The organism is Streptomyces bugieae (genome assembly GCF_036352915.1).
Taxonomy (GTDB): domain Bacteria; phylum Actinomycetota; class Actinomycetes; order Streptomycetales; family Streptomycetaceae; genus Streptomyces; species Streptomyces endophytica.
In genome coordinates, this window is record NZ_JAZBJP010000002.1 from 514,266 (window position 1) to 540,349 (window position 26,084).

20 protein-coding genes are annotated in these 26,084 nt (G+C 72.9%); 12 read left to right on the plus strand and 8 right to left on the minus strand.

The genetic code is table 11. The features are described 5' to 3' along the window. Window positions 1-72: 72 nt before the first annotated feature. The 7 genes from V2J85_RS07535 (at window position 73) to V2J85_RS07565 (ending at window position 12,930) form a co-directional block, all read left to right on the plus strand. On the plus strand, window positions 73-1,398 hold the full coding sequence (locus V2J85_RS07535; RefSeq protein WP_330821001.1) for a condensation domain-containing protein: 1,326 nt from the start codon (window positions 73-75) through the stop codon (window positions 1,396-1,398). Between the two features lie 188 nt (window positions 1,399-1,586). Continuing rightward, window positions 1,587-4,904, plus strand: coding sequence for a non-ribosomal peptide synthetase (locus tag V2J85_RS07540; protein WP_330821002.1), 3,318 nt, complete (start codon window positions 1,587-1,589; stop codon window positions 4,902-4,904). Continuing rightward, the gene (locus V2J85_RS07545; protein ID WP_330821003.1) at window positions 4,904-6,910 is read left to right on the plus strand and encodes a non-ribosomal peptide synthetase; all 2,007 of its coding nucleotides are present in this window, start codon (window positions 4,904-4,906) and stop codon (window positions 6,908-6,910) included. The genes V2J85_RS07540 and V2J85_RS07545 overlap by 1 nt, the downstream gene beginning before the upstream one ends. 1 nt (window position 6,911) lies before the next feature. Continuing rightward, entirely contained in the window at window positions 6,912-8,867 is a 1,956-nt protein-coding gene (locus V2J85_RS07550; RefSeq protein ID WP_419836751.1) for an amino acid adenylation domain-containing protein, read from the plus strand. After that, a complete protein-coding gene (locus V2J85_RS07555) occupies window positions 8,857-11,832 on the plus strand; it encodes a condensation domain-containing protein (protein WP_330821005.1) in 2,976 nt (991 codons plus the stop codon). The genes V2J85_RS07550 and V2J85_RS07555 overlap by 11 nt, the downstream gene beginning before the upstream one ends. 219 nt (window positions 11,833-12,051) lie before the next feature. Continuing rightward, complete coding sequence (locus V2J85_RS07560) at window positions 12,052-12,255, plus strand: cupin domain-containing protein (protein ID WP_330821006.1); 204 nt, start codon at window positions 12,052-12,054, stop codon at window positions 12,253-12,255. Between the two features lie 114 nt (window positions 12,256-12,369). Then, window positions 12,370-12,930 carry a hypothetical protein gene (locus V2J85_RS07565; protein ID WP_330821007.1) on the plus strand — a complete coding sequence of 187 codons (561 nt, stop codon included), beginning with the start codon at window positions 12,370-12,372 and terminating at the stop codon, window positions 12,928-12,930. A gap of 59 nt (window positions 12,931-12,989) precedes the next feature. Here V2J85_RS07565 and V2J85_RS07570 read toward each other — a convergent pair whose 3' ends face one another. Then, complete coding sequence (locus tag V2J85_RS07570) at window positions 12,990-14,033, minus strand: SMP-30/gluconolactonase/LRE family protein (protein WP_330821008.1); 1,044 nt, start codon at window positions 14,031-14,033, stop codon at window positions 12,990-12,992. 228 nt (window positions 14,034-14,261) lie between these two features. Between V2J85_RS07570 and V2J85_RS07575 the strand changes: the two genes are divergently transcribed. Continuing rightward, window positions 14,262-14,705, plus strand: coding sequence for a MarR family winged helix-turn-helix transcriptional regulator (locus V2J85_RS07575; protein ID WP_330821009.1), 444 nt, complete (start codon window positions 14,262-14,264; stop codon window positions 14,703-14,705). Window positions 14,706-14,802: 97 nt separating this feature from the next. Then, entirely contained in the window at window positions 14,803-15,123 is a 321-nt protein-coding gene (locus V2J85_RS07580; RefSeq protein ID WP_330821010.1) for a hypothetical protein, read from the plus strand. A 52-nt stretch (window positions 15,124-15,175) separates the two neighbouring features. Here the strand turns inward: V2J85_RS07580 and cpt are convergent, their stop codons facing one another. Then, window positions 15,176-15,709 carry a chloramphenicol phosphotransferase CPT gene (cpt, locus tag V2J85_RS07585; protein WP_330821011.1) on the minus strand — a complete coding sequence of 178 codons (534 nt, stop codon included), beginning with the start codon at window positions 15,707-15,709 and terminating at the stop codon, window positions 15,176-15,178. 57 nt (window positions 15,710-15,766) lie between these two features. Continuing rightward, window positions 15,767-16,606 (minus strand): alpha/beta fold hydrolase, encoded by an 840-nt coding sequence (locus V2J85_RS07590; protein WP_261957647.1) that lies wholly within the window; start codon window positions 16,604-16,606, stop codon window positions 15,767-15,769. Between the two features lie 77 nt (window positions 16,607-16,683). Here V2J85_RS07590 and V2J85_RS07595 point away from each other — a divergent pair, with 77 nt between their 5' ends. Both V2J85_RS07595 and V2J85_RS07600 read left to right on the plus strand, forming a co-directional pair. Further along, the gene (locus V2J85_RS07595; RefSeq protein ID WP_330821012.1) at window positions 16,684-17,328 is read left to right on the plus strand and encodes a sigma-70 family RNA polymerase sigma factor; all 645 of its coding nucleotides are present in this window, start codon (window positions 16,684-16,686) and stop codon (window positions 17,326-17,328) included. 143 nt (window positions 17,329-17,471) lie between these two features. Then, window positions 17,472-18,065 carry a hypothetical protein gene (locus tag V2J85_RS07600; protein ID WP_330821013.1) on the plus strand — a complete coding sequence of 198 codons (594 nt, stop codon included), beginning with the start codon at window positions 17,472-17,474 and terminating at the stop codon, window positions 18,063-18,065. 172 nt (window positions 18,066-18,237) lie between these two features. Here the strand turns inward: V2J85_RS07600 and V2J85_RS07605 are convergent, their stop codons facing one another. Continuing rightward, entirely contained in the window at window positions 18,238-19,200 is a 963-nt protein-coding gene (locus tag V2J85_RS07605) for a quinone oxidoreductase family protein (RefSeq protein ID WP_261957644.1), read from the minus strand. 341 nt (window positions 19,201-19,541) lie between these two features. Here V2J85_RS07605 and V2J85_RS07610 point away from each other — a divergent pair, with 341 nt between their 5' ends. Continuing rightward, the gene (locus V2J85_RS07610; RefSeq protein ID WP_330821015.1) at window positions 19,542-20,279 is read left to right on the plus strand and encodes a hypothetical protein; all 738 of its coding nucleotides are present in this window, start codon (window positions 19,542-19,544) and stop codon (window positions 20,277-20,279) included. A 288-nt stretch (window positions 20,280-20,567) separates the two neighbouring features. On the opposite strand, the gene V2J85_RS07615 is transcribed toward V2J85_RS07610, so the two are convergent. The 4 genes from V2J85_RS07615 to sbnB are packed head-to-tail and all read right to left on the minus strand — an operon-like array spanning window position 20,568 to window position 26,069. After that, window positions 20,568-21,935: a benzoate/H(+) symporter BenE family transporter gene (locus V2J85_RS07615; RefSeq protein WP_419836752.1), complete on the minus strand. Its 1,368-nt coding sequence runs from the start codon at window positions 21,933-21,935 to the stop codon at window positions 20,568-20,570. Next, window positions 21,932-23,134 carry a trans-sulfuration enzyme family protein gene (locus V2J85_RS07620; RefSeq protein WP_261957643.1) on the minus strand — a complete coding sequence of 401 codons (1,203 nt, stop codon included), beginning with the start codon at window positions 23,132-23,134 and terminating at the stop codon, window positions 21,932-21,934. The genes V2J85_RS07615 and V2J85_RS07620 overlap by 4 nt, the downstream gene beginning before the upstream one ends. Then, the gene (locus V2J85_RS07625) at window positions 23,131-25,074 is read right to left on the minus strand and encodes an FAD/NAD(P)-binding protein (RefSeq protein ID WP_330821016.1); all 1,944 of its coding nucleotides are present in this window, start codon (window positions 25,072-25,074) and stop codon (window positions 23,131-23,133) included. Before V2J85_RS07625 ends, V2J85_RS07620 begins: the two co-directional genes overlap by 4 nt. Beyond that, entirely contained in the window at window positions 25,068-26,069 is a 1,002-nt protein-coding gene (gene sbnB, locus V2J85_RS07630; RefSeq protein WP_330821017.1) for a 2,3-diaminopropionate biosynthesis protein SbnB, read from the minus strand. The genes V2J85_RS07625 and sbnB overlap by 7 nt, the downstream gene beginning before the upstream one ends. Between the last annotated feature and the right edge of the window lie 15 nt (window positions 26,070-26,084).

A 26,084-nucleotide genomic window follows, 5' to 3' on the forward strand; every position in this document is an offset into this window, starting at 1 on the left:
GCCGCCGCCCCCTGCGTCTCCCCCGTTTCCCCGCCTCCCCCACCTCACTTCTCCCTCCCCAGAGAGGCCTCCGTGCACAGCATCACGAGCCAGTACCTGGCCCGCTTCCGCCGGCTCGACGACGGCGACGGGGCACCGGCCCTGCTGCCGGTCACCGGTGCCCAGCGGCGCTTCGTCCTCGTACGGGCCATGGACCCGGCCGGGCGGCCCGACCTGGTGCCGATGTTCTTCTCCTTCCCGCGCGGCACGGTGGACCTCGCGCGCCTCGCCGCGGCCGCCCGGCGCCTGGCCGCACTGCATCCCGTGCTGCGCGCCCGTCCTGAGGTACTGCGGGGTACCCCGGTGCTCCGGCTGGGGCCGCCGGAGGTGCCGGTGACGCGGGTCTCCCGGGCGCCGGGGGAGGACGCGGCGGCCGCGCTGCGGCGGGTCCTGCGCGACTGGGCCCCGCAGGGGGCGCCGCTGCGGCTGTTCCTCACGGCGGACGGCGCGGAGGGAGCGGACGCGCCGGACGCCGAGGGGCCGCGGGAGGTGCTCGCCGTCGTGCTGGAGCACACCGCGTGCGACGGCCAGTCGCTGAACCGGATCGTCGAGGAGCTGGGCGCCGCCTACGCCGAGGACCGCGCGGCGGACGGCCCGTCGACCGCCGACGCCGCCGCCGAGCTGGACGCCTACCGGGAGGCCGTGCTCCTGCAGTTGGCCGCGGAGGACCGGGCCGGTTCGCCGGCGGCGATGGCGTACTGGGGCGACCGGCTCCGCGCGGTGGGTGAACGGGCGCGGTCCACGAACGGGCCGCAGAGCCTGGCGCGGTACGGGCTGCCGAGCGGTTCGGCCGAGCGGCGGATACCCGCGTCGGAGACCGGGGCGTCCTTCCCGCAGTTGCTGGACGCCTGCCGCGCCGCCGCGGAGGTGCTGTACGGGAAGGGGCACGTGGTGCCGCTCGGCTACCCGTGGGGCGGTCGTCCGTCCGGCGCCGCACCGGTGCTCGGCTGCTTCCTCAACACCGTGGTCTTCCCCACCGCGACGGGCACGGGCCCGGCGACGCCGGAGGAGACGGCCGGCGCGTGGTGGGACGACCTGGACCACGCCGGCACGCCGTTCGACGCGGTGGTGCACGCGGCACGGGCCGCCGGGTCCGGCTGGCGGGGCGGTCTCGACGGGCTGCTGACCGTGGACGACGCCCGGCGGCGGCCCCCGCTCCGGCTCGGCGGCGTCGACGGCCGGGAGATCCACATCGACGGCAGAGCGGTACGCGGACCCTTCGCGGTGTCCGTCACCCAGGGTCCGGAACTGCAGCTGCGCATGGTGTGGGACCGCGCGGTGCACTCCGACGAGACGGCCGAGCACGCCTTCGCCGCGCTGACCGGCGCCTTGGGCGCCCCGGCCGCCGCGGTCGGCTGACCCGGCCGCCTCCCTCCTTTCCCTCCATTCGCTCCTTTCCCTCCATTCGCTCCTTCCTCGTCCGATCCGGCTCCCCTGGAGCCATCGCAGCCGGCCGCGCGATCCGCGGCCCGGCCTGCGCACTGCGCTGCCGGCCCGACCATGCCCGGCCGCGCCACTCCGATCCGACCACTCATCAAGGACCGCCCATGCTTCCGCTCTCCTCCTCGCAGGAGATCGTCTGGCTGCACGAACAGGTGCAGCCGGGCAGCCGCGCGTACAACTTCACCGCCGCCCTCGACCTGTGGGGCACCCTCGACGCCGAGGCCCTGCGCCGCGGGCTCGCCGCCGTCCTCGACCGGCACCCCGGTCTGCGGCTGGAACTCGTCGCCGTCCCCGGCGCGGTGCCCGGCCAGCGCGTCGCCGAGGGCTGTGCGCCGCGGCTGCGGACGGTGGACCTGAGCGGGGCGGACGACCCCGACGGCGCCTTCGAGGAGCTGCTGCGCACCGAGGCGGAGACCCCGCTCGACACCTATCAGGCGCCGCTGCTGCGCTGGACGCTGGTCCGGCTGGCGGAGGACCGGCACCGGCTGATCCACGTCGAGCACCATCTGATCCACGACGGCCACTCCTTCGCGATCCTGCTGCGGGAGGTCTTCACCGTCTACCGGGGCCATGTCCTGGGCGAGCCGGTCGAGTTGCCCGCCCCGTCCTCGTACGCCGATCACGTCCGGGCGCAGCGGGAGAGCGGTGCCGCGGGCGACGAGGAGCGGCGGGCCGGCCTCGAGTTCTGGACCGGTGAACTGCGCGACTTCTCCTACGACATGCCGCTGCCCGGGCTGACCCGGCCGGGCTCGCGGCGCCGGCACCACGGCGGGCAGCTGCGCCAGTCGATCGGCGCCGACCTCGCCGAACGGCTGCGGGAGCACGCCCGTTCGCGCGGCCTGACGCCGTTCGCCGCGCTGCTGGGGCTCTTCGCCGAGCTGCTGCGCCGGCACAGCGGCCGCACCCAGATGGTCATCGGCACCGCGGTCGGCAACCGTCCGCGCGGGTTCGAGGACGCGGTGGGGATGTTCGTGAACACGATCCCGCTGCCGCTCCGGCTGGATCCGGACGCACCGGCCGAGGAGTCCATGGACGAGGTGACCGACACCCTGATCCGTGCGCTGCCGCATCAGGAGGTGCCGGTCCAGGAGCTGACCCGGGCGCTCGGTCTGCACACCTCGGGGGCGGACAACCCGCTGTTCAGCGTGATGTTCAGCGCCCACGACGCGGAGCTGCCCGAGATCGACGTGCCCGGTCTGGACATCACGCTCTTCGAGGGCTTCAACACCGGCACCACCCGCTTCGACCTGGACGTGGTACTGCTCCCGGACGACCGGCGCGGGGTCACCCCGCGGCACGGTGCGCCGGGCATGACGCTGGTGTGGGACTACGACGCCGACATGTTCGGGGAGGACGTGGCGAAGCTGCTCGCCGGGCGCTTCCGCGACCTGCTGCGGGCCTACCTCGACGCCCCCGGCACCGTTCTCGCCGACCTGGCGCCGCCGTCGGCCCCCGAGCCGGTCCCGGCACCGGCCGGCACGCCCCTCGCACCGGCGGCCCACGACGGTGCCGCCCGTGACCCGCTGGACCCCGCCACTTCCCATGACCCGTCGCTGCCGGCGCTGCTCGTCGGCGCCCGCCGGATCACCTACGGCGACCTCGACGCGCAGGTGGACTCGCTCGTGGCGCGGCTGCGCGCCGCGGGGGTGACGGCCGGTCAGCCGGTGGCCGCGGTGCTGCCGCGCGGCGTCGACTCGGTCGTGACGCTGCTGGCGTGTCTGCGGAGCGGAGCGGTGTACTGCCCGCTGTCGCCGTCCGACCCGCCGGCGCGGCGGGAGCTGCTGCTGGAGCGGCTCTCCCCGGCCCTGGTACTGACCCCCGCCGAGGCCGCGGCCACCGTCCCCTTCGACCCCTCCCTCGTCGCCGTCCCCGCCGGTCTTCCGGTGGCCCCGGTCGACGCGCCGGTCCTTCCCCGGGCCCGGAACGCGGAGGTGGTGCCGGGCGCCTCGTACATCATCCACACCTCGGGCTCGACGGGTGTGCCCAAGCCCGTGGCCGTCGGACGGGCGGCGCTGGCGAACCATCTGACCGGCGCGGCCGAGCGGTTCGGCCTGGCGCCGGGCGACCGGGCGCTGCTGTTCGCCCAGCCGTCGTTCGACGTGGCGCTGGAGGAGGTGCTGCCGTCGCTGTACGCCGGGGCGTGCCTGGTCGTGCCCGAGTACGAGGTGCCCACCGGGGCCGAGCTGACCGAGCTGCTGTCCGCCGCCCGGGTCACCGTGGCGAACCTGCCCACCAGTTACTTCCTCGCCACCCGTGACGAGATGGCACCCGCCCTGCGCGACGGCCGGTGGGCGCCGCGGCTGCTGGTCCTCGGCGGGGAGCGCCTCCCGGCCGAGGTCATGCGCACCTTCCTCGCCGACACCGACGCCACCGTGCTCAACGTCTACGGGGTGACGGAGGCCGCCATCAGCTCCACCGTCCACGAGATCACCCGCGACGGCCTGGCCGAGGGCGCGGAGATCCCGCTCGGCACCGAACTGCCCGGCGAGCGCGTCCACGTGCTGGACTCGGGTCACCGTCCGCTGCCGGACGGCGCGGTCGGCGAGCTGGCGATCGCCGGGGCCGGGCTCGCCGAGGGGTACGTCGGCAACCCGGAGGCCACCGCCGCCCGGTTCGTCACGGTCGACGCGCTCGGCGGGGAACGGGTCTACCTCACCGGTGACCTCGGCTACCGCGGCCGTGACGGGCTGCTCTACTTCCTGGGCCGCCGGGACAACCAGGTCAAGCTGCGCGGCTACCGCATCGAGCTGGAGGAGGTGGAGTCCGCCGCCTCGGCCGTGCTCGGCGGCCGGTCCTGCGCCGTCGTCCTGGACCGTGAGGCCCCCGGCGGGCCCCGGCTCGTCGGTTTCCTGGAGCGCACCGTCCCGGGCGCACCGGGCGCGGAGTGGGACGAGCAGGCCCTGCACACGGAGTTGAGCCGCCGGCTGCCGGCCGCGCTGGTGCCGGGGCGGTGGGCGCGGCTGGACGTGCTGCCGAGGCTGGCCGGCGGCAAGCCGGACCGGGTGGCGCTGTCCCGTACGGCCGCCGCGCTGGAGCCGACGGTTCCGGTGGAAGCGCCGGCGTCCGCGGGCCCGTCCGGAGAGGGCGACGCCGCCGGCCCGGTGTCCGACGATCCGCTGACGGCGCTGGTCGGCGACGGCTGGCAGGAGGTCCTGGGCCACCGCCGCTTCGACGCGACCTCGCACTTCTTCCACGTCGGCGGGCATTCGCTGCTCGCCGCGCAGCTGGCCGCCTGGCTGGAGCCCCACCTGGGCGAACGCCCGCCGCTGCGGCTGCTCTTCCGCAACCCGGTACTCGCCGACCAGGCCGGCGCCCTCGCGGCCTTCGCCGCCGCGCCCACGGCGGCCGCGGCTCCTACGACCACCACGGCCACCACCGCTGTGACCACTGTGACTGCTGCGACCACTGCGACGGAGGCGTGATGTCCCCGAACCCGACCCCCCAGGCACCCCAGGCCTCCCGGGCCCAGGACGGCCCGCTGAGCATCGCCCACGGCGCCACGCCCGCGGCCGGCGCCCCGGCCGGTGTGCTCGCCCGCTTCACGGAGTGGACCGCCCGCACACCCGAGGCACCCGCGGTCGTCGACGGCGCGCACACCTGGACGTACCGGGAGATCGGCACCGCCGCCGACGAGGTGGTGGACGCGCTCCGCGACCGGGTCCGCCCCGGCGACCTGGTGGGTGTCTGCCTGGACCGGTCGGCCGCGCTGGTGGTGACCGCCGTCGCCCTCGCCCGGCTCGGCGCGGTCTACCTGCCGCTCGGCCCGCAGCCCGGTGAACGCCGGGTCGAGGCCGTCACCGAGGACCTCGACGTGGCCTGTCTGATCGGCGATCCGGCGCTGCTGCCGCCCCGTTTCCGGACGTCCGACCAGCTGGTCGACGAGGTGGTGCTGCCCCTGCCCGTGGTGGGTGCCAATGCCCCCGCGAAGGCCGTCGCAGCGTTCGCGGACGGACCCGGCGAGGGGGCCCGCCGTGCCCCCGCCGAGGCGTTCTACGCCGTACTCACCTCTGGTTCCACCGGCCGCCCCAAGGCGGTCGCGGTCGCCGAGGCGGGCCTCGGCACCCTGCTCGACTGGTACCGCGCGGAGACCGGCCTGGCTCCGGGCGACCGCCATTCCCTGCTCATCGGCGTCGCCTTCGACCCGCACGTACTGGAACTGTGGGCCGGACTGACGTCCGGCGCCGCGCTGGTGCCGGCCCCGGACGAGGTCCGCTGGGACTCGCAGGTGCTCACCGACTGGTGGCGCGAGGCGGCGGTATCGGTGGCGATCGGGGCCACCCCGATGATCGAGCCGCTCCTCGACCGCCCCTGGCCCCGCGGCCTGACACTGCGTCATCTCATGGTCGGTGGCGACCGGTTGCGCCGTCGCCCGGGCACGGAGGTGACGGCCACCGTCCACAACGCCTACGGCCCGGCCGAGGCCACCGTCCTCGCCACCTCGTACGCCATGCGCGGTACGGACGCCCCCGGGGCGGAGGACGTCGAGAGCGCGCCGCCGATCGGCGGACCGGTACCGGGCGTCACCGTGGTGGTCACCGACGCCGACGGCCGCCCCGTCCCCCGCGGCACCGAGGGCGAGTTGCGTCTCGGCGGGCAGTGCCTGGCGCTCGGCTACCTGGACCCCGAACTGACCGCGCGCCGCTTCACCGCCCCGCCCGCGGGCCTCGCCCTGCCGCCCGGCGTGGACCGGCTGTACCGCACCGGGGACCGGGTGCGGATGCGGGAGGACGGGCAGCTGGAGTTCCTCGGACGCCTCGACGACCAGGTGAAGATCAGCGGTGTGCGGATCGAACCGGCCGAGGTGGCGGCCGCGTTCGAGCAGGACCCGGCGGTGCGCAGCGCCGTCGTCGTCGCGCCCCGCACGTCCGACGGCCGCGCCCGCCTGGTGGCGTACGTGCGGCCGGCCGGGGGCACCACCCCGAGCGGTACGGCGCCGTCGGCGGAGGGCTTCGCGGAGGGGCTGCTGACGGCGGTCCGGGCCTGGCTGCCCGAGCAGGCCGTCCCCTCGGCCGTGCGCCTCGTCGACGTCTTCCCCCTGGACGCCAACGGCAAGGTGGACCGGGCGGAGTTGGTGCGCCGGGCGACCGAGGAGGGCAGCTCGGCCGGATCACCGGGCTCGCACGGCCCGTCCGGCCCCGCGGAGCCCTCCGGGTCCGAGGTGCTCTCCGACGGGGCCACCCCCGGGGAACGGCTCGTGCTCGGCGCGGTGCGCGATCTGCTCGCCCGCCCGGAGACCACGTTGGCCGAGAACTTCACCGCGGCGGGCGGCACCTCACTGATCGCCGCCCGTCTGCTGGCCGCCATCCAGCGCGAGACCGGCATCCGGCTGCGCGCTCCGGAGCTGCTCCGCCAGCCCGATCTGCGCGCCGTGGCGGCCCTGGTGGACGCCCGCCGCGCGGATGCGGACCCGAAGCCGGGGCGGGACTGAGATGACCACCACTCCGCCGGCTCCGCACACCGACGACACCTGGAAGGAAGGGCCCGTGCCCACCGAAAGCACCCCGTCGAGCGAGCCCGCCCCGACCGGCCTCCCGGCACTCGTGGCGTGGCACGCCGAACGGACCCCGGACGCGCTGGCCGTGGCGGACGGCGACTCCACGCTGACGTATGCGCAGCTGGCCCGTGCCGCCCGTACGCTCGCCGGGCATCTGCGCCGTCGGGGAGTCCGCCGGGGTGACGCGGTGGCGCTGCTGACGCCCCGCTCGGCCCGTACCGTCATCGCCCAGCTCGCGCTGTGGTGGGCGGGCGCCGTCTGCGTACCGCTCGATCCGGCGCACCCGCGCCCGCGGAGCGAGGCACTGGCCGCGGAGGCCGGTGTGACGCTGACCGTCGGGGACGCCAAGCTGCTGGAATCCGCCGCTCCGGCCGGCCCGACCCTCGCCCTGCCCGACGAACCGCATACGGAAGAACCGCAGCCCGACGAGGTGCGGGCCGGCGGCCCCCAGGCTGCCGGGCCGCTCCCCGACACCGCCGCGTTCATCATGTTCACCTCCGGCTCCACCGGTCGCCCCAAGGGCGTGGCGATCGCCCACCGCGCGATAGCCGAGCTGGTCAGCGCCCCGGCGTACCTCACCCTGACGCCCCGCGACCGGGTGCTGTTCCATTCGCCGCTGACCTTCGACGCGTCGACCTTCGAGGTGTGGAGCGCCCTCGCCAACGGCGCCGCGGTCGTGGTGTGCACCGTCGAGCGGCCCTCGCTCGAGGACCTGGCACAGGAGGTGGAGCGGCACGGCGTCACGGTGGCCTTCTTCACCACCGCGCTCTTCCACCAGCTCGCGGTGCGCCGTTCGCGGATCTTCGCGCCGCTGCGCACGGTCGTGGTCGGCGGCGAGGCGCTCGCCGCGCACCATGCCCGCGAGGTACTGCAGGCGTTCCCCTGGCTGGAGCTGATCAACGGCTACGGTCCGACGGAGACCACGACGTTCGCCACGGCCCACCGGGTCACCGCCGCCGACTGTGCCGGACAGATACCGATCGGCCGTCCCCTCGCGGGGGCCACCGCGCACGTCCTGGACGAGGCCGGCCGGCCCGTCCCGGACGGCGGGCGGGGCGAACTGTGGGTCGGCGGCAGTCGCCTCTCGCTGGGCTACACCGGCCGTCCGGAGCTGACCGCCGAACGCTTCACCACCCACCCCGAGTGGGGCCGCCTCTACCGCACCGGCGATGTCGTCTCCCGGCGCCCGGACGGCGTGCTCGACTTCCACGGCCGTACGGACGACCAGGTCAAGGTGCGCGGCTTCCGGATCGAGCCGCAGGAGGTCGAGTACGCGCTACGGGAGCAGCCCGAGGTGGCCGATGCGGCCGTCACCGTGCACCGCCCCTCCCCCGACGACGCCCGGCTGGTCGCCTTCGTCGTCGCCGCACCCGGCCCCGTCCCCCGGCCGGACGCCCTGCGCGACCGGCTGGCCGCGGCCCTGCCCGCCCACCTGGTACCCGACGAACTGACCGTGGTCGCCGACCTGCCGCTCAACGCCTCCGGCAAGGTCGACCGCCGCGCGCTGGCCGACCTGCTCACCGCGAACGAGCCCGATGGTTCCGTGGGTTCGGATGGTTCAAGCGGTGCGGATGCGTCGGACGGGTCGCCGGCGTCCGCCCCGGACGGACCGCTGACGCCCCTGGAGCAGGCCGTCGCCGACGTCTGGAGTCGTTCCCTCGGCTGTGATGTGACCCGGCCGGACGCCGACTTCCTCGCCCTCGGCGGCCACTCCCTGCTCGCGCTCGCCGTCACCGACGACCTCCGCGAGGAACTCGGCGTCGAGCTGTCGCTCGCCGACTTCTTCGGCTTCCCCACCGTGGCCGGCCAGGCCGCCCTGGTCGAGCGGGCGTTGCTCGCCGCGCACGGTGATCTTCACCCGCACGCCCCGGAGGACACCGATGGCCACTGACCGCCCCGCCGCCCCCGCCCTCCAGGAGGAACTGCTGCGCCGGGCACGGGAACGCGCCGCGGCCCGCACCGCCACCGGCCCCGGTTCCACCGACCGCGGCCCGGCACCGCTCTCCCGCGCCCAGCACCGCATGTGGCTGATGGACCGGCTCGGTCACGACGGCGCCTCGTACAGCGTGCCGTTCGCCACCCGGCTGCGCGGCCCGCTCGACGTCGACGCGCTGGCCTCCGCACTGACCGGGCTCGTCCGCCGGCACGAGATCCTGCGCACCCGTTACGTACAGCGGAACGGCGAGCCGTGCCAGGAGGTGCTTCCGGCACCTGAGTCGATCGCGGTGCCGGTGGTCCCGGCCGACCCGGCAGAGGCCGCACGGCTGCTGGCCGCGGAGGCCCGCCGCCCGTTCGACCTCGCCACCGGGACCGTGCCCCGCGCACTCGTCCTGCGGCACGGCCCACAGGACCACACGGCGCTGCTGACGTTCCATCACATATCCATCGACGGACCGTCCTTGGAGATGGTGGCGGACGAACTCGCCGCGCTCTACGAGACCGCCGCCCGCTCCCGGGAGGCCTCCGCCACCGCCCCCGGATCCCACCCCGCACAGCCGCGGCCCCGACCGCCCCAGTACGCCGACTTCGCCCGGCACGAGCACCGAGCCGCGCCCGGCCGTCTCGACGAGGGCCTGCGGCACTGGCACGCCCTCCTCGACGGCGCCGCTCCCCCGCGACTCCCCGGCCCGGCGCACCCGCCCACCGACCTCACCGCCCGGCCCACCGGATCGCACACCACACCGCTCGCCCCCGAGGTGCCGGCCGCGCTGCGTGAGTTGGGCCGGCGCCACCAGGCCACGCCGTTCACCGTGGCGCTCACCGCCGCGTTCGCCACCCTGCACCGCGGTACCGGGCAGGACGACCTGGTGATCGGCATCGCCGGTACGCACCGCCGGGGAACGGCCATGCGCGGACTGGTCGGGCTGTGTGTCAACACCCTCCCGCTGCGCGTCGACGCCTCCGGCGACCCGTCCTTCGGCGCGCTGCTGAAGCGGGTGCGTGCCGCACTGCTCGATGCCCAGCAGCACACCGACGTACCGTTCGACCTCATCGTGGACCGGCTCGGCGCCGCCGCGCGGGGCGCGGACGGAACGTCCCTGGTGCGGGTGACCGCGGACGTCCTCGGCGCACCGACGACGCTGCGCCTGCCCGGGACGGACGCGGAGTACGTCGAAGTCGGCGTGGGCGAAGCAAAGTTCGACCTCTCCTTCGGTCTCGTGGACACCGATCGGCCGGCCGCCCTGGTCCAGTACCGCCGCGCCGCACTGGACGAGGAGGCGGCCACCGGCCTCGGCGCCACCTACGCGGCCCTCCTCACCGCGCTCGCGACCGCCCCGGACGACCTGCCGCTCTCTCAGCTGACCGAGGCGGAGGGAGTACAACTTCCCTCCGCTGCCGTCGAGTTGGGTGACAGTGACGCGCACCCGGCCGAACGGATCCTGCGCTCCCACCCCCACCTCTCCGACGCCGCGGTGGTCTCCCCTCCCGGTGGTCCGCTGCTCGCCTACGCGGTCCTGCGGGAGATCGGTGGCCCGTCACCCGCGGAGCTCCGTGCCCATCTCCGGGACCGCCTGGCAGCCGACCTCGTCCCGGCCGCCGTCACCCTGCTCGACGTTCTCCCTCGCGCCGCCGACGGCACGGTGGACCCGGTGCGCCTTCCCGGTCTCCCCTCGCTGCCCGCACCCGAGGGACCCCACGCCGACGCCGTACGCGAGGGATTCGCGGCGCTGCTGGGCCGCACTCCCGCCCCGGACGACGACTTCTTCGCCCTCGGTGGCCACTCGCTCGCCGCCGTACAGCTCGCCGAACGCCTGCGTCGTGCGCTGACCCTGCCCCTGACCGGCCTGGACATCATGCAGGCCCGCACTCCCCGCGCGGTCTCCGCCCTCCTCGACGCGCGTGCGGCGGAACGCGCCGCCGCGTCCCTCCGCCCGGCCACCCGCCCGGGGCAAACGGGGCGGACGAGCCGGACAGCGGCGGGACAGCCGGGCCGCGCGCGGACGGGCACCGTACTGGTCACCGGCGCCACCGGCGGCGTCGGCAGCTTCCTCCTGCGGGAACTCGCCGCCCAGGGACGCCCCGTACTGGCCCTGGCGCGTCCCGAATCCGCGCACCTGGTCGCGGCGGACGGGGTGGACGTCGTCGAGGGCGACCTCACCGACCTCGACGGGCTGCGCACCGCCGTCCGGAGCGCGGACGCCGTCATCCACGCGGCCAGCACCTTCACCCGTCCCGAGGTGGATGTGGCGGCGATGGACGCCATGGTGGACGCCTGGTCGCGGGGCCCGTTCGTCTTCGTCAGCAGCGTGGACGCGTACGGGCATCCCGGCGGCGGTCAGGTGGCCGAGGAGTCCCCCTCGCACGAACCGCTCAGCCCCTACGGCCGGGCGAAGCTCGACTGTGAGGCGCGGCTGCTCCGGGCGGCCGGCACCGCGGGGCGGGGCGGCGCGAGCGCGGTCCGTTCCCCGCTGGTCTGGGGCCCGCACGACCGACTGCGCGACCAGCTGCGCTGGGGCGCCACCGGGGTGCTCTACCAGGCGATCCGCGAGGGCCGGCCGCTGGCGGTCCCCCGCCCGGGCGCCGGCGGCCACGCCTGGTACGGCGCCGCCTGGGTGCACGGCGCGGCGCTGGCCCGGGCGGTGGTCTCCTGCCTGGACACCCCCGTCCACGGCGTGGCCAACGCCATCAGCGGCCACGTCGCCTGGCAGGACCTCGCCGCCGAGCTCTCCCAACTCCTCGGCTTGAAAGGCAATTTGGAGGAATCGGACGACATCCACCCCGACCTGGACCACCACTGGCACTACGGCTCCGACCGCCTGGCACGCGCCCTGCGCCCCCTACCTGGCGAAGACCTCGCTTCGGTCCTCGCCTCGATGATCACCCCGTCCCTGGACCGGCAGCCCACCCGAACATGAAGCTTTACCGATCGGTCGACCACTTGTCGTCGCAGGTCGGATAGCTTCCCCGCATCCATTGATCGCGATGCGCGGACTCCTCCCGCCACACCGGAGGGGTCCGCCGGGAGGCATGTCTTGAATGTCAGCAACCTCTTCCGGACCGCGGCCGCATTGCCGGACGCCTGGAGCTCCCGCCCCCTGGCCGAGGTAGGAACGGCCACCGTCAAAGTGCTCCGCATGAACGAGCTCCCCCTGGAGGAGGAGGCCCACCGCACACCGGAGGTACTGCTCGTTCTCGACGGCGCCTTGGAGCTGACCGTCGACGACGTCGAGGTCACGGTGGGCCCGGGCGAGATGTACCTGGTGGCGGCGGACACCCGCCACGCCGTGCGCCCGGGCAGCCACGGCACCCTGGTGACGGTCGAAGTACCGGAGCGGTGAAGGGGGTTCCGGCGGACGCCGCCCCCGCGATTGGCTTGCGAACAGCTCCCTGGTGTAGAACTCTCCCGATCAATCATGATCACGTCATTCTGCACATCACGGGGGACTCTCGGCATGAAGCCAACTCAACGACTCATCAGCACGCTTGCGGTCGTCGCCACGCTCGGTGTCGGCCTCACCGCCTGCGGCCCGGAGGACGACCCCTACGGCGACGGCGCCGGCTCCGGCAGCGGTGGCTCCAGCGCCTCCGCCCAGCCGTCGAAGAAGCCGGCTCCGAGCGACAAGGCCACGGACCGGGCCGACGGCCCCGGCGACTGCGGGACGCCGCCGAAGCTGCCGGCCGGGCACAAGATGGTCGAGCCCGCCGTTCCCCCGTCGAAGGGCTCCTTGTCCGCCAAGGACGCCAAGCCGGTCTGCACGCCCAACGACTGGATCTACCACGGTCAGGGCAAGGCCAAGTACTACCTCTTCGCCCAGGACGTCAAGGCGGAACTGTCCACCGGGCCGGGCCGCACAAAGTCGGTTCCGGTCGGCCAGCTGTGGATGCACGCCGGCGACTGCATGACGAACCCCGGCGCCGTGAAGGCGCCCTACACCTGCTCCGGGAACATCTACGACATCACCCTGGACTCCGAGGGTCAGATCAACAGCATCAAGGAGATCTGGCACCCCTGAGCCCTCCCGGGCACGGCGCCGGCCGCAGGGTCGGCCGGCGCCACCCGCAGGCTTCCGCTTCAGATACCGGACACCACTGCCACGGTGAACGGTATCTGCGGCGTTCCCGACCCCATGGGGCCGCCCTTGTCGAACTGGGACCGCACGACGAGCGTGCGCCCGTGGCTGCGGACCAGGGTGGTCGGGATCTGCAGCGCCTTGTCGGTGACCTTGCGCTCCAGGCGCGCCGAAGCGCCGTCGTCGAAGACGTGCCAGCGGCTGATCGTGTTGGTGACGTTGTGGACGACCCACAACGTATTGCCGCGCAGCTCCAGACCGTCGCCGTTGAGGACGTTCCCGCCGTGCAGCGCGACCCGGCGCACCGCACCGGAGCGCAGGTCGACGCGGTACAGCGTCCCGGCGGTCATGTCGACGGTCAGCAGATAGCGGCCTGACCGGTCGGCCGTGATGCCGTTCAGCGTGACGGCGTCCGCCGGGCGCGGGCCGAGCGCGTCGGTCAGGTCGTACGCGGCGGTCAGCTCGGCCCGCCGGCCGTGCGCCGCGGCCGCCGCCAGTTGCTGCGGGGTGACCCGGTAGAGGACGGACCGGTAGCTGTCCGTCAGATACGCGGTCCCGTCAGGAGTGATCGCGAGGTCGTTCACGAACGACTTGGCCGACCCCGTGACGTCGAACCGCGCGACGAGTGCCCGGCTCCGCAGGTCGTAGACGGCGACGCCGGCCGTCGAATCGGTGACCCAGAGATGACCGGCACGGTCGACCTTGAGGCCGTTGGCGGTGGTACGACCGTCGGTACCGGCCGGCAGGAAGACCTCGGCCGTGCGGTGGCCGGGCGTCGCCTTGTACACGGCACCGGTCGTGTACGAGCCGACGTAGAGGTCGCCGCTCACCGGATCGGCGGCGATGCCCTCGGGATAGACGCGGTCACCGGGCAGGTCGTACGCGGCGGAAACCCGCGCATGGGCGTCCTGCTGGGCGCCGGCCGGACGCGAGGCGGGCACGTGCGCCTGGGCCGTGGCGGCGACGGTGACCGAGGCGGACGCGGCCGTCAGGGCCAGCGCGGCCGCGCCCAGCACCTGGCGACGGCGCCGGTTGGTGCGGGACAAGAAGGTGGATGCCTCTCGGGACAACGTGAGCGCCTCTCGGTAGCAGATGGAGATCCAGGTCCCAGACGTCAGGACCGGAGCACGCACGGACCGGGAACCGCAGGGCCCCCACCGGCGATGAACACGAACCTAAGTTAGAACTCTAATGCTCGTCAAGATTCGAATTGCTAGGTAGACCCTCACCTACGCGCGGAGTCTCCTCCTCCACACAGCCGTTACGATGCGGAGATGACGTCCATGCCCGCCTCCGAGCGCCTCGGATCCTCCATCAAGCTCGCCGAGCGGGCGCTGCAGAGCGCCAAGCACGCGGCGCTCAAGCCGGCCGGTCTGACGGTTCCGCAGTACGCGGCCCTGCTCTTCCTCGCCGAGAGTCCCGGGATCTCCGCGGCCGCGCTGGCGCGGGCCTGCGCAGTGACACCGCCGACCATGAACACGGTGCTCAAGAACCTCCAGGAGCGCGGCCTCATCGAGCGCACCCCGCACGAGTGGCACCGGAACGTCCTGGAAACCCGGCTCACCGACCAGGGCCGGGCCGTGATGAACGACGCCGACGCGCGCGCCATCCGCGTCGAGCGCGCCCTGGCCGCGGAGTTCACGGACGAGGAGCGAGCAACGCTGGTGGCTCTGCTCGGCCGCTGCGCCACGCTCCTGGATTCCGTACGCCCGGACTGACGGCCCGGACTGACGGCCTGGACCGACGGCCCCACCGACCGGACGCCGACGGGAAAAACCAGGGTGGGGTCTCTCATCCGCCGTGAGAAGCTGCAGCATGTCCAAGCACCTGCGGTTCTTCTTCGAAGCCGGCGTCCCGCACACCCCGCTGTGGCCCCACGAGATCGACAGCCCGTACGGCTACCCCACCGATCTGCAACGGTTGCCGATCAGCTCGGCCACCCGCACCGAACTGACGCGACTGTGCGAGCGGTTCCAGTCCTCCATGGACTGGAAGAATCCAGCCGGCCCTTCTCCGTGGTCCAGCGCGGAGATGGACCTCTTCGACCAGGAATCGGACGCGGCACTGGAAGCCCTACGGCGGGAGCTGGGCGACGGCTGGAGAGTCAACGACGAGCGGGTGCCGTGGTCGTGGTGACGATGCGGAGACCTCCGGGACCACTCCGCGACGCATCACGCCGGTCCGGCGGTCAGCCGACGTGGGCGGCGATGGTGTGCGCGCAGACCAGGGACTCGGTACGCGTCGTGTCCACCTCCAGGTCGTAGTACACGCCCTGGTGGACCGCATCCGCCTGCGCCGCGGCCATCCCCTGGGTGCGATCTCCTCGTGCGACCTCCCGCCCCGCGGCGACCGCACTCTCACACCTGACGCCGACCCACAACACGGCCAGATCGCCCAGCGCCTTCTGCCACCGCCGCTGGGACGCCGTGCCGCCGAGGAAGACATCGTCGACGATGATCCTGGCACCCGCCCGGGCCATCGCCACGATGCCCTCCGTCCAGGCCACTTCCAGGGCCCGGAATTCCGCCCCGACGCTCACCCCGCCATCCGCCGCGAACACGATCCCCTCGCCCGACGCCCGCATCTTCGCGGGCATGGCGTCGACGAACGAGTCACAGCCGAACGCCAGCCACGGATCCGGCAATACGGCCTGCAGACACCGAACGATCCCGGACTTCCCCGAGCTGGAACCGCCGTTGAGAATGATCACCTGAGTCGCCACCGCGCCACAGTACGGCGCCTCCTCCACGGCACGAAACCAATATCGGCAGGACGGCGATCAGGCGGCTTCCCCCAGGAACGCCGCGGTGGTCGCCACAAACCGGTCGGCGTCGTCGAGCCAGGGGTAGTGGCCCGCCCCCGGCTGCACGGAGAGCGTGGCGCCGGGGAACAGCCCCGCGAACTCCGCGACCGACTGCGGCGGGCTGTTCAGGTCGAACTCCCCGGCGAGCAGCAGGGCGGGCCCCTCGTAGGCGGCGAGTGCCGCACGCGTGGCCTCCGGGGCGAAGGCCCCCTCGGCCGCGAAGAGAGCGACGGCTTCCTGGTTGTCGGGCCGGCCGGCCACGTGGTGCTGCTGCGCGGCGGTGTCCCACCGGCCGTAGAAGAAGGGCGCGATGGCTTCCCAGTCGCCGCCCGAGCCCTCGGTGATCGCTTCCAAGGCGGCGAACGCCGAGGGGAACCACGTCTCGCTTTCCCGTAGTTGCGCGAGCTGACGTCGCGTCTCCCCGGTGATCGCGATGCCGACGGCGCGAGTACTGGGGGCGATCAGAGCGAGCTTGCTGACGTGCTTCGGGTACCGGGCCACGTATTGCGTCGCCAGGTTCGCACCGGCGGAGTGGCCCAGCAGATCGATCCGGGCGAGTCCGAGGTGTACGCGCAGGGCCTCGACATCGCCGACGAGGCGGTCGCAGCGGTAGGTGGAGGTGTCCTCGGGAATCGCGGACCTACCGGTGCCGCGGAGGTCCAGGAAGATCACCTGGTGGTGCGCCGAGAGGCCGCCGAGGTCGCCGAGATAGCGGGAATCCGCGGGACCGCCCGGGAGGCAGACCACCGGCCGGCCCTCGCCCTGTATGCGGTAGGCGAGTCGGGTGCCATCGGAGGCGGAGAAGGTGAGAGACATGATGCGCATCCTTGCAGCCATAACCAGGTTATACAACCTGGTTATGACGACGAACGGGGCAGGTGTATAACCGTGTTGTGGCAGGCAAGGACAACGGACACCGGAACGGCAGCAGCGCGCACCAGCCTTCGCAGACCCTCACCGAGGAACAGGCCGCGCGGATATTCGCCGGCATGAACGAGGTCATTCGTGCGGGCGAGGAGATGCGGAAGCTGCGCACCGAAATGATCAAGATGTTGGCCGGATCGGGCTGGACCCAGGAGAAGATCGCCCAGCTCACCGAGATGAGCCAGCCCGCCGTGTCCAAGCAGGTGACGAAGTCGAAGCTGAGCGACTCACCGCCCCCGATGGACCTCTCGCTCGACCAGCGCGACACCCCATGGCTCGAAGGACGCCTCTGGGGCCTCGCGGAGGAGATCTCGGAGGCCTGCTACGACACCGCGCGCTGCACCCGCTACGTCAACGCCCTTGCCCGGGGCCGGAAGCGATTCACTCCGCAGAACGTCGATGAGCTGCGTCGCCTCGTCGAGGAGGACCTGAGGCTGCATCGGTCGCTGCTGCCCGGCAGCCATCGGGACGCCTACGACCAGATCAGCCGGGCGCTCGACGTCCCCTCAAAGGCCACGTCCGGCACAGGCGCCGCCACCTCCCCCGGATCCCCCTCCGCGCGGCGAACCCTCGCCGCTCAGATCCAGCGTGACCGACTCCGGGGCGATTCCTGAGCGCGGATCGTGCGCCCGTCACCATGACCTGGGGAGGGGACCTTCGGGGCGGTCGCGCGAGTGGACCTCAGCGCCGGATCTCGGGGATGTCTCAGGGCCGGTACCTGATGTAGCTCAGGGTGCCGAGTCCGTACTTTTTGATCATGACTTCACCACGCACCGCATTCCTCACCGCCCCCATCCTGATGGGCGCGTACGGCGTGCTCCGCATCATCGACGGCCTCGACGGCAGCCGCGGACCGGGCCCCGCATGGACCGCCGGCCACCTGTGCTTCCTCGGCGGGATCGCCTTCTTCGTTCGGGGCTTCGGCATGATGCGCGCGTGGGCGGGTCGCAACCGGCTGGCCACGGTGGGTCTTTGGACCGGCACGGCGGGAGCCGTCGCCGTCGCGGTGCAGTTCCTCATCGACCTCGCCGTCGGATTCGTCTCTGCCGACCACGGCGCCATGCAGGAGCTCTTCGCCCGCATCCAGGCGATACCGGGAGTACTTCCGGCGTTCTACGACTTCGGGCCGCTGCTCTTCTTCGTCGGCCAGCTCATCCTCGTCGCCCAACTCGCCGTGCGGCGCATCCTCAAGCCCTGGGCGCCCGTCCTCGTCCTCATCGACACCACCCTGCCCTTCGCCGACAAGGACCTCATACCGCTCGGAGCCGCACTCCTGCTGGTCTCCTTCGCCCCGCTGTACCGTCGCCGCCCGGCCACGCACCAGCCGATCGGCACATCACTCGCGGCATGACGCCACAGCCGCCCGCGCCGAGGGGCGGCCGGCCACCAGCCTTGCCGGGGGGGCGATACAACCAGCCCTGCGAGGCGAGCCGGCCGTCCGTCTGTCCGTCCGTTCGTCTATCCGTCCGTTCGTCTGTCCGTCCGTTCGTCTGTCCGTCCGTCCGAAGGACAGTCCCTCGGCCTCAAGGGAGGAGGATCAACTTGCCCTTGGTGCGGCGGGCCAGCAGGTCCTCCTGGGCGTCGCGCGCGTGCCCGAGGTCGTATGCGGCACCCACCAGCGGCCGCAGGCGTCGCCGCGCGACGAGGTCGAGCAGTTCCTCCAGTGCCGGGCCACCGGCCCCCTTCCGGGCGATCAGCGGGATGAGCCAGAAGCCGGCGACGGTGATGCTGTCCACCGCGAGCCGGCCGGGGGCGAGGGGCGCGGCGGGCTGCCGGGAGGAGGCGCCGTACGTCACCAGGCGACCCAGGTATCCGAGTGCGTCCAGTGCGGAGTCGAGGACGGGGCCACCGATGGCGTCCAGGATGATGTCGACCGGGTGTCCGTGATTGGCGTCGAGGACGCGCTCCCGGTAGCCCTCCGGATCACCGTCGATCGCCACGTCCGCGCCGAGTTCCAGGGCGAAGGCACGCTTCTCGTCGGACGACGCGGTGGCGATGATGCGCCCGGCGCCGAACTCCCGGGCCAGCTGGACGGCGAGACTGCCCGTCCCGCCCGCGGCGGCGTGGACCACCACGCTCTCACCGGGCCGTATCCGCGCGACCGAGCGCAGCAGATGCCAGGCCGTCAGCCCCTGGACGAGCAACGCCAGCGCCTCGCCCGCGCTCACCCCGTCCGGTAGCGCGACCAGGTCGCGGTCGGCGACGACCGTCTTCGCGGCGTAACCGCCCTGTGCCACATAGCCGAGCGCCCGTCGGCCGTCCGGGGTCCGGCCGACGACCTCCATGCCGGGGATGCGCGGCAACGGCCCCTCCGGGGCGTACGGTCCCTCGGTGTGCTCGCCGGCGATCTGCTTGATGTCGCCGAAATTGACGCCGGCGGCCTCCACCACCACGAGGCTCTCGCCCGCCCCCGCCACCGGGTCCGGCACATCGGCCTCCCGCAGGACCTCGGGGCCACCGAACCGCTCGTACTGCATCGCGCGCATGGACACACCTCTCCCCGTACTGATCATCACGCCTGCCCTCAGTGTCGCTCACGGCCCCGATGTCAGTGGGGTCCGCTTCACTGCCTGCCATGAACGAACGGAAAGATCAGGCCGCCCAGGAAGCACTCCTCTCGGCCATCCACCGCCTGTCCTGGCCGGGCACCGGCGACCTGGCGTGCGAAGAGGCGGGCCACCCGTCGGGACACGTATGCCTGTGGCCACCTTCGCCCCCTGTGCACCCTTCGGGATCTTCGCGCCCATCGGACCATTCGCGCCGGCCCGACCTCTCCGCACTCCAGGAGGCGCTCAGCGGACGCTACGGGCAGCCGCGCAATCTGGCGATGGACGGGTACACCGATCCGACCGTCACCCTGCGGACGGGGCTGCCACTCCTGACCCCGTTCGGTGAACGGCTCGTCGAGATGCGCGCTTGGGCGCACGGGGGCCGGTGGATCGGCTGCGGTAGCGCCCGTTTCGACGACGGCATACGGTCCGTGGTGCTGGTCGCGGAAGGGCAGGATCCGGCCGCGGACGTACCGGAGGGCTCTTCCTGGGTGGACGGGGTCGTCGCCGTGACGGGATGGGACGTCTCCGGCACACGTACGGTCGACTGGGCGGCGATCGAGGACCGGATCGGGACCCGGCTGCCCAGTGACTACAAGCGCCTCGTCGACCTCTTCGGGGACGGCGCCTTCGACGACTTTCTCCAACTCCACGTTCCCGGCGCCTGCTTCAAGACCACTGACCTCGTCCGGCACACGGAGTGGCTGAGCGAGTGGGCAAGCGCGAGAGGCAGCCGCCTGTGGGAACCGTACGAGCTGTACCCCGCACCCGGCGGGCTCCTGCAGTGGGCGAGCACGGAACAGGCCGACGGGTTCTTCTGGCTCACCGAAGGCACCGACCCCGACAGGTGGCCCATCCTCATCACGGAAGACATCCCCGACTCATGGGTCCGCTTCGACGGCACGACCACGGAATTCATCTACCGCATGCTCACCGACCGGCAGCACCCGTTCTCCACGGCCCGCTATTTCGACAGCCATTGGTTCGAGAGTTACGGGAGCGAGAGGGAGGAGTAGGCGGTGGGTGCCGGGGGGGACGTACGGGTGACGCGGTGGACTCCCGGTACTCGCGTACGCCGGGGGCGCGGGCACAGGCACGGGCACGGGCACGGGCACGGGCACGGGCACGGGCACGGGCACGGGCACGGGCACGGGCACGGGCACGGGCACGGGCACGGGCACGGGCACGGGCACGGGCACGGGCACGGGCGATGAAACCGTAACGGCCGCCCCCACCGGATGGTCGGGGCGGCCGCTCAGCGGGTGGCGGGTCGGTCCCGGTAACGGGCCGTGCCACGTGCGCCGTTACTTGGTGGCGGGTTGCGGGGTGTTCGCGCCGTTGCGGGTGTTGCGCCAGCGGGTGAGGACGAGGTGCGAGACGACGCCGAAGACGAGGCCCCAGAAGGCGGAGCCGACGCCGAGGAGGGTGACTCCCGATGCGGTGGTGAGGAAGGTGATCAGGGCGGCCTCGCGGTCCTTCTCCTCGGTGACCGCTCCGGTCAGGCCGCCGGCCAGCGCCCCGAGCAGGGCGACGCCGGCGATGGCGGCGACCAGTTCCTTGGGCAGGCCCGCGAAGAAGACCACGAGGGTGGTGCCGAACGCGCCGATCAGGAGGTAGAACGCTCCACACGCGACGCCGGCGATGTAGCGGCGCTTGGGGTCGCGGTGGGATTCGGGTCCGGTGCAGATCGCCGCGGTAATGGCCGCGAGGTTGATGGCGTGCGACCCGAACGGGGCGAGCAGCGTGGACACCAGGCCGGTCGAGCCGATCAGCAGCCGGTCCTTGGGCTGGTATCCGGACGCTGTGAGGACCGCCATCCCGGGGGCGTTCTGCGAGGCCAGGGTGGCCAGGATCATGGGCACCGCGATGCCGATGAGCGAGGCGACCGAGAACTCGGGAGTGGTCAGCACGGGGCGGGCCAGCTCGATGCTGTGCAGGTTGATGTGCAGTCGCGAGGTGACGGCGCTGCACACCACGCCCGTGGCCAGCGCGATCAGCACGGCGTACCGCGGCAGCCACCGCTTGCCGAGCAGATAGGCCAGCAGGACGGGCCCGGCGATCCACGGCGCGGTCTTCAAGGAAGTGAAGAGACCGGTGCCGAAGGAGAACAGGATGCCCGCGAGCATGGCCGACACCACGGCCGTGGGGACCTGCCGGATGAGCCACCCGAACACCCCGGTGAGTCCCACCAGGGTGATCACGACACCGGTGACGAGGAACGCGCCGATGGCTTCCGGGTACGAGTAGGCGCCCAGGCTGGTGACCAGCAGCGCCGCGCCGGGCGTCGACCAGGCGGTGATGACCGGCATCTTCGTCCGCAGGCTGAGCCCGATGCAGGTCAGACCGCTGCCGATGGAGATGGCCCAGACCCAGGAGCCGGTCTGTGCCTGGTTCAGATGGCCGGCCGTGGCGGCGGCGAGCACGATCACCAGCGGGCCGGAGTACGAGACCACGACGGCCACGAACCCGGCGAGGACCGCGGACAGCGAGAGGTCGCCCATCACGCCCCGTCGGGCGGCGGGTTGGCCGGAATTCGTGGGTGCCGGGGTGCCCGTACCGCCCGTCGTGCCGGTGCTCGCGCTACTGGTGGTGCTCGTGCTGGTGTTGCCGGTGGTGCTGGTACTTGAACTGGTGCTGTCGGTGGTGCTGGTGTTGCTGGTGTCTGAGCTCACGGGGCGTCCTTCGCGGCGCGTTCCAGTGCCTGCTCCAGATCGGCGATGAGGTCGGCCGGGTCCTCGACGCCGATGGACAGCCGGAGCATGTCCTTGGGTGATGTGCTGTCCGGTCCCTCGAATGTGTAGCGGTGTTCGATCAGGCTTTCCACCCCACCCAGGGATGTGGCGCGAATGAACAGTTCGCAATGTTCGGCCGCGCGCAGCGAACGCGTCCAGTCCCCGGCGATGTGCAGCGAGAGCATGCCGCTGTAGCCGCCGGTCATCTGCCGGGAGGCGACCTTGTGCCCCGGGTCGGTGGGCAGGCCCGGGTAGGCGACCCGGCTGACCAGCGGGTGGGCGGAGAAGTGCTCGGCCAGGGTCATGGCGGAGGCCGATATCTGGCGCATGCGCGGGAAGAGCGTCCGTATGCCGCGGAGCAGCAGGTACGTCTCCCAGGGGCCGAGGATCGGGCCGGTCAGACGGCGGTGCAGGCGCAGCCGCTCCCAGAGCGCCTGGTGCTCCTCGGTCGGGTCCGGGGCGGCCACGAGGAGGCCGGCCACCACGTCGTTGTGGCCGTTCAGGTACTTCGTGCCGGAGTGCATGATCAGGTCGGCGCCGAGGTCGAAGGGCCGGGTGTGCACCGGCGTGGGGACGGTGTTGTCCACGCCGAACAACGCGCCGGCCCGGTGGGCGATCTCGGCGCAGGCTTCGAGGTCGGTGACCAGCCAGGTGGGGTTGGCCGGGGATTCCGCCCACAGCAGGGCGGTCGGCGCCGCGTTGACCGCCTGGGCCACCGCGTCCAGGTCGTCCATCGGGACGCGTACGACCTCCAGGCCGCGCTGCTGCCCGAACTCCAGCAGCCACTTGGTGAGGCCGAAGTACATGGTCTGCGGCACCACGACCCGGGCCCCGGCGGGCAGGACCTGGAAGACGGCGGTGGCGGCGGCCATGCCGGAGGAGAAGACCAGCGCGTCGGAACCGCCCTCCAGCCCGGCGACGACGCCCTCGACCTGCTCGTAGCCCGGGGTGCCCTGGTCCCGCAGATAGGCGAGGCCGGCCGGGGTGCGGTACTGGTCGTCGCGGGCGAAGGTCGCCCCCATGCTCACCGGCGGCGGCACGGCACCGGTGGTCGGGCAGCGCCAGCCGTCGCCCTGGGCGGCTCGGGTCTCGACGCGGTACTCCCTGGTCCAGGGAGTGTAGGTCTCGCGGTTGCTCATGATGTCCTCTTGGTCAGGGCCGGCAGGGCGGTGCGGAGGGCGAGTTCGGCGTCCTTCAGCGCGCGCGACGGCGCGCCGGGCGAGGGAACGTAGTGGTTGTAGTAGCTGGACCCCTCGGTGTGCGGGCCGAGGAAGAACAGCGTGCGCCGGACCTCCCCGGCGGGACCGATGCCTTGTCCCTCGCGGGTGACGTGGAGTCCGGCAACCCGGGTGCCGCGCCGGGCCAGGGTGGAGACGCGGCCGGCCGCGACGAGCCGGCCCAGCAGCGAGGTGGGCAGCCGGTCCGCGCTCGGCTCGGCGACATGGGCGTGCACGACATGCCCGACCTCGACGCTCTCCGGGCCGGCCAGGCAGGTGGACTCCAGGCGCCACGGGCCCTGGCCGCTCGGGGCGATGACCTTCGGGCGCGGCCCGGGGCCGAGCCGCAGCACACCGGCGTCCAACAACGACAGCAGTTCCGCCGACCGGTCCAACTGCGGGCCGATCACCAGGCGGTTGACGGCGGAGTTGAACTCCCCGAAGAAGTGGTCCAGCGAAGGGTCGTCGACACCCGGCGGGTCGATGACGGCCCGGAGGACGTCGCGGTGGTCGCGCAGCACTTCCAGGGCTTCCTTGACCGGGCTGGCGCCCAGTCCTTCGCGAGCCTCGGCCAGATCGTCCGCGACCCGGGCGGCGAACCACTCGGCGTACGCCTCCGCGTCGGCCCACTGCCGGTCGGCGGGCTCCTCGGTCAGCACGCCGTGCAGCGGGTACGGCCCGAACTCCTCCCGTGCGGCGGCCAGCGCCCGGTCACCGCCCGAGGTGGCCACCCGATGGGCGAACTCCGCGGCCGCGGCCGCGGCATCGCCCGTCCTACGGGCCAGGACGGTGCGGTAGTAGGTCAGTTCCATCTCGGCCTCGACCAACGGCAGTACGTCGTCGAGGAAGTCGAGCCGACCGTCCGCACGCTGCCGGCGCAGGGCCTCGATCCGGTCCGTCGTCAGGACGAGGGGCGCGAGGCGGGCCCGGCCCGGATTGAGGTGCGGACGGCTGCGCGAGGGCATCCCGGAACGGTTGACCAGCACGATCCGCGGTTCGCGGCCGCTGGGTACGTACCGCAGCCGTCCGCCGTCGTCCGCCGGCTCGTGCCGGCCACCGCGTCCCAGCGTCAGGCTGGCGATCACGTCCATGGCGGTCAGCCCCATGCCCAGCACGGCGACGTCGTCGCCGGGGGCGATGCTGTCCAGGGCGCCGGGCAGCGGGTAGGGGCGGGTGATCAGGCCATGGCCGGCGGGCGGTTCGGGCTGCGCGGCGGCCGGGAGGTGCAGGGTGTGGTGGCCGACGGTCACGAAGACCGCGTCGGCCTCCAGGTGGGTGCCGTCGGCGAGGCGGACGACCTCACCGCCGTCCTCGCCGGGGCGGATGTCGGTGGCCGTGGTGGCGTGCCGCATCAGGACGAAGCAGGGCGGTGCGGCGGCGACGATGCGTTCGGCCGCCCAGGTGAGGTATTCGCTCAGCAGCCTCCGGGGGAGGAAGTCGTTCGGCCGGATCTCCCGGCCCTCCCCGGCCCGTACGGTGTATCCGTCCGCGCCCAGCCGCAAGTCCCTCTCCTGGCACCAGGTGTGGAGGGACGGGCCGCTGATCCGCGTGGGGCCGTCCACCATCTCGTCGTCCGCGAAGGCGGTGATCTGCGCGCACACCGTGTTGAGCAGGAGGTGGTCGGGCTGGTCGCGGAGGTGGAAACCGGGGCCGAGGGGCTGGGGGTCCACGAGGTGGACGGTGACCGGGAAGGGCTCCGCCAGGCACTGGCTGACGAGCCGCTCCACGATGCCCAGCCCGCGCGAACCGGCCCCCACGATCGCGAGGGTGGTGTGCCGTTCGGCGTCCCAGGTGCCCGCCGGGGTGGCCGACGGGGCCCCCGCGCGCTGCCCGTGGTCTGCGTACTGCTCCGTCGTTACCACCGGCGGGTCTCCCCGAAGAAGTTGGGGACCGCGATGGCCGAGCCGGCCTCCCGGGCCTGCTGCAGGACGTACGCGCCGACGGCCAGGTCGAGGACGCCGAGGCCGAACGGCGAGAAGATCACCGGGCGTTCCTCGGACACCGTCACCTCGCCGTTCAGGACGCCGGCGAGCGTGCCGGTCACGAAGTCCCGCGAGCCGGTCAGCTGCTCCGCGAGGTGCGGCGAGGTGTTTGCCTTCAGGCAGTGGTCGACGTCATCGAGGACGTTGTCCGCCGCGAGCACCACCTCGGGCGCGAGGTCCCGCAGCGAGATGTTCAGCACGAGCTGGCCGGGCTTGAACGGCGTGGTGACGTACGGCTCCAGGGCGGTGGTGGCGAAGACCACGGTCTCGGCCTCCAGCGCCGTGCCCAGGTCGGGGGTGAAGGAGGCGGGGCGCTGCTGGGTGGTGCGCAGGTGGTCGACGAGGGCCTGACCCGACTCCTCGTGGAGGTCGTGCACGAGGTAGGCGTCCGGGGTCGCGCCTGCGGCGTGGAGGTAGTCGCAGATGTTGCGGGCGATGACACCGCCGCCGACGATCGCGATCCGCGTGCCCTCGAATCCGCCCGGGCGCAGGGTGGTTGCGGCCACGGCGGCGGACGCCGCGGTGCGGGCGGCGCTGATGTTCGCGGCTTCCAGGCAGGCGATCGGGTAGCCGGTCTCGTAGTCGTTGAGGATGAGCACGGCCGAGGCGCGGGGCTTCCCGACCTGGGTGTTCTTGGGGAAGCTGGCGATCCACTTGATGCCCGCGAGCTGGACGTCGGCGCCGAGGTAGGCGGGCAGCGCGATGATCCGGGAGTCGGGCTTCTCCGGGAACCGGAGGAAATAGCTGTCGGGGTTGATGCTTTCCCCGGCCTCATGGCTGCGATATGCCTGGCTGACGATGCCGAGGACCTCGGCCCGTTGGTCGCTCAGGATCTCGCGTACGGTCTCGCCCGCCACCACGTCGAAGTCGAACATGAAAAACACACCTCT

Excerpts from the sequence above, each read along its gene's own strand:
- V2J85_RS07610 (WP_330821015.1), top strand. The coding sequence starts at position 19,542 with ATGGACGGGTACACCGATCCGACCGTCACCCTGCGGACGGGGCTGCCA.
- V2J85_RS07590 (WP_261957647.1), bottom strand. The coding sequence starts at position 16,606 with ATGTCTCTCACCTTCTCCGCCTCCGATGGCACCCGACTCGCCTACCGC.
- V2J85_RS07565 (WP_330821007.1), top strand. The coding sequence starts at position 12,370 with ATGAAGCCAACTCAACGACTCATCAGCACGCTTGCGGTCGTCGCCACG.
- V2J85_RS07620 (WP_261957643.1), bottom strand. The coding sequence starts at position 23,134 with ATGAGCAACCGCGAGACCTACACTCCCTGGACCAGGGAGTACCGCGTC.
- V2J85_RS07555 (WP_330821005.1), top strand. The coding sequence starts at position 8,857 with ATGGCCACTGACCGCCCCGCCGCCCCCGCCCTCCAGGAGGAACTGCTG.
- V2J85_RS07600 (WP_330821013.1), top strand. The coding sequence starts at position 17,472 with ATGACTTCACCACGCACCGCATTCCTCACCGCCCCCATCCTGATGGGC.
- V2J85_RS07550 (WP_419836751.1), top strand. The coding sequence starts at position 6,912 with ATGACCACCACTCCGCCGGCTCCGCACACCGACGACACCTGGAAGGAA.
- V2J85_RS07575 (WP_330821009.1), top strand. The coding sequence starts at position 14,262 with ATGACGTCCATGCCCGCCTCCGAGCGCCTCGGATCCTCCATCAAGCTC.
- V2J85_RS07540 (WP_330821002.1), top strand. The coding sequence starts at position 1,587 with ATGCTTCCGCTCTCCTCCTCGCAGGAGATCGTCTGGCTGCACGAACAG.
- V2J85_RS07580 (WP_330821010.1), top strand. The coding sequence starts at position 14,803 with ATGTCCAAGCACCTGCGGTTCTTCTTCGAAGCCGGCGTCCCGCACACC.
- sbnB (WP_330821017.1), bottom strand. The coding sequence starts at position 26,069 with ATGTTCGACTTCGACGTGGTGGCGGGCGAGACCGTACGCGAGATCCTG.
- V2J85_RS07545 (WP_330821003.1), top strand. The coding sequence starts at position 4,904 with ATGTCCCCGAACCCGACCCCCCAGGCACCCCAGGCCTCCCGGGCCCAG.
- V2J85_RS07560 (WP_330821006.1), top strand. The coding sequence starts at position 12,052 with ATGAACGAGCTCCCCCTGGAGGAGGAGGCCCACCGCACACCGGAGGTA.
- V2J85_RS07605 (WP_261957644.1), bottom strand. The coding sequence starts at position 19,200 with ATGCGCGCGATGCAGTACGAGCGGTTCGGTGGCCCCGAGGTCCTGCGG.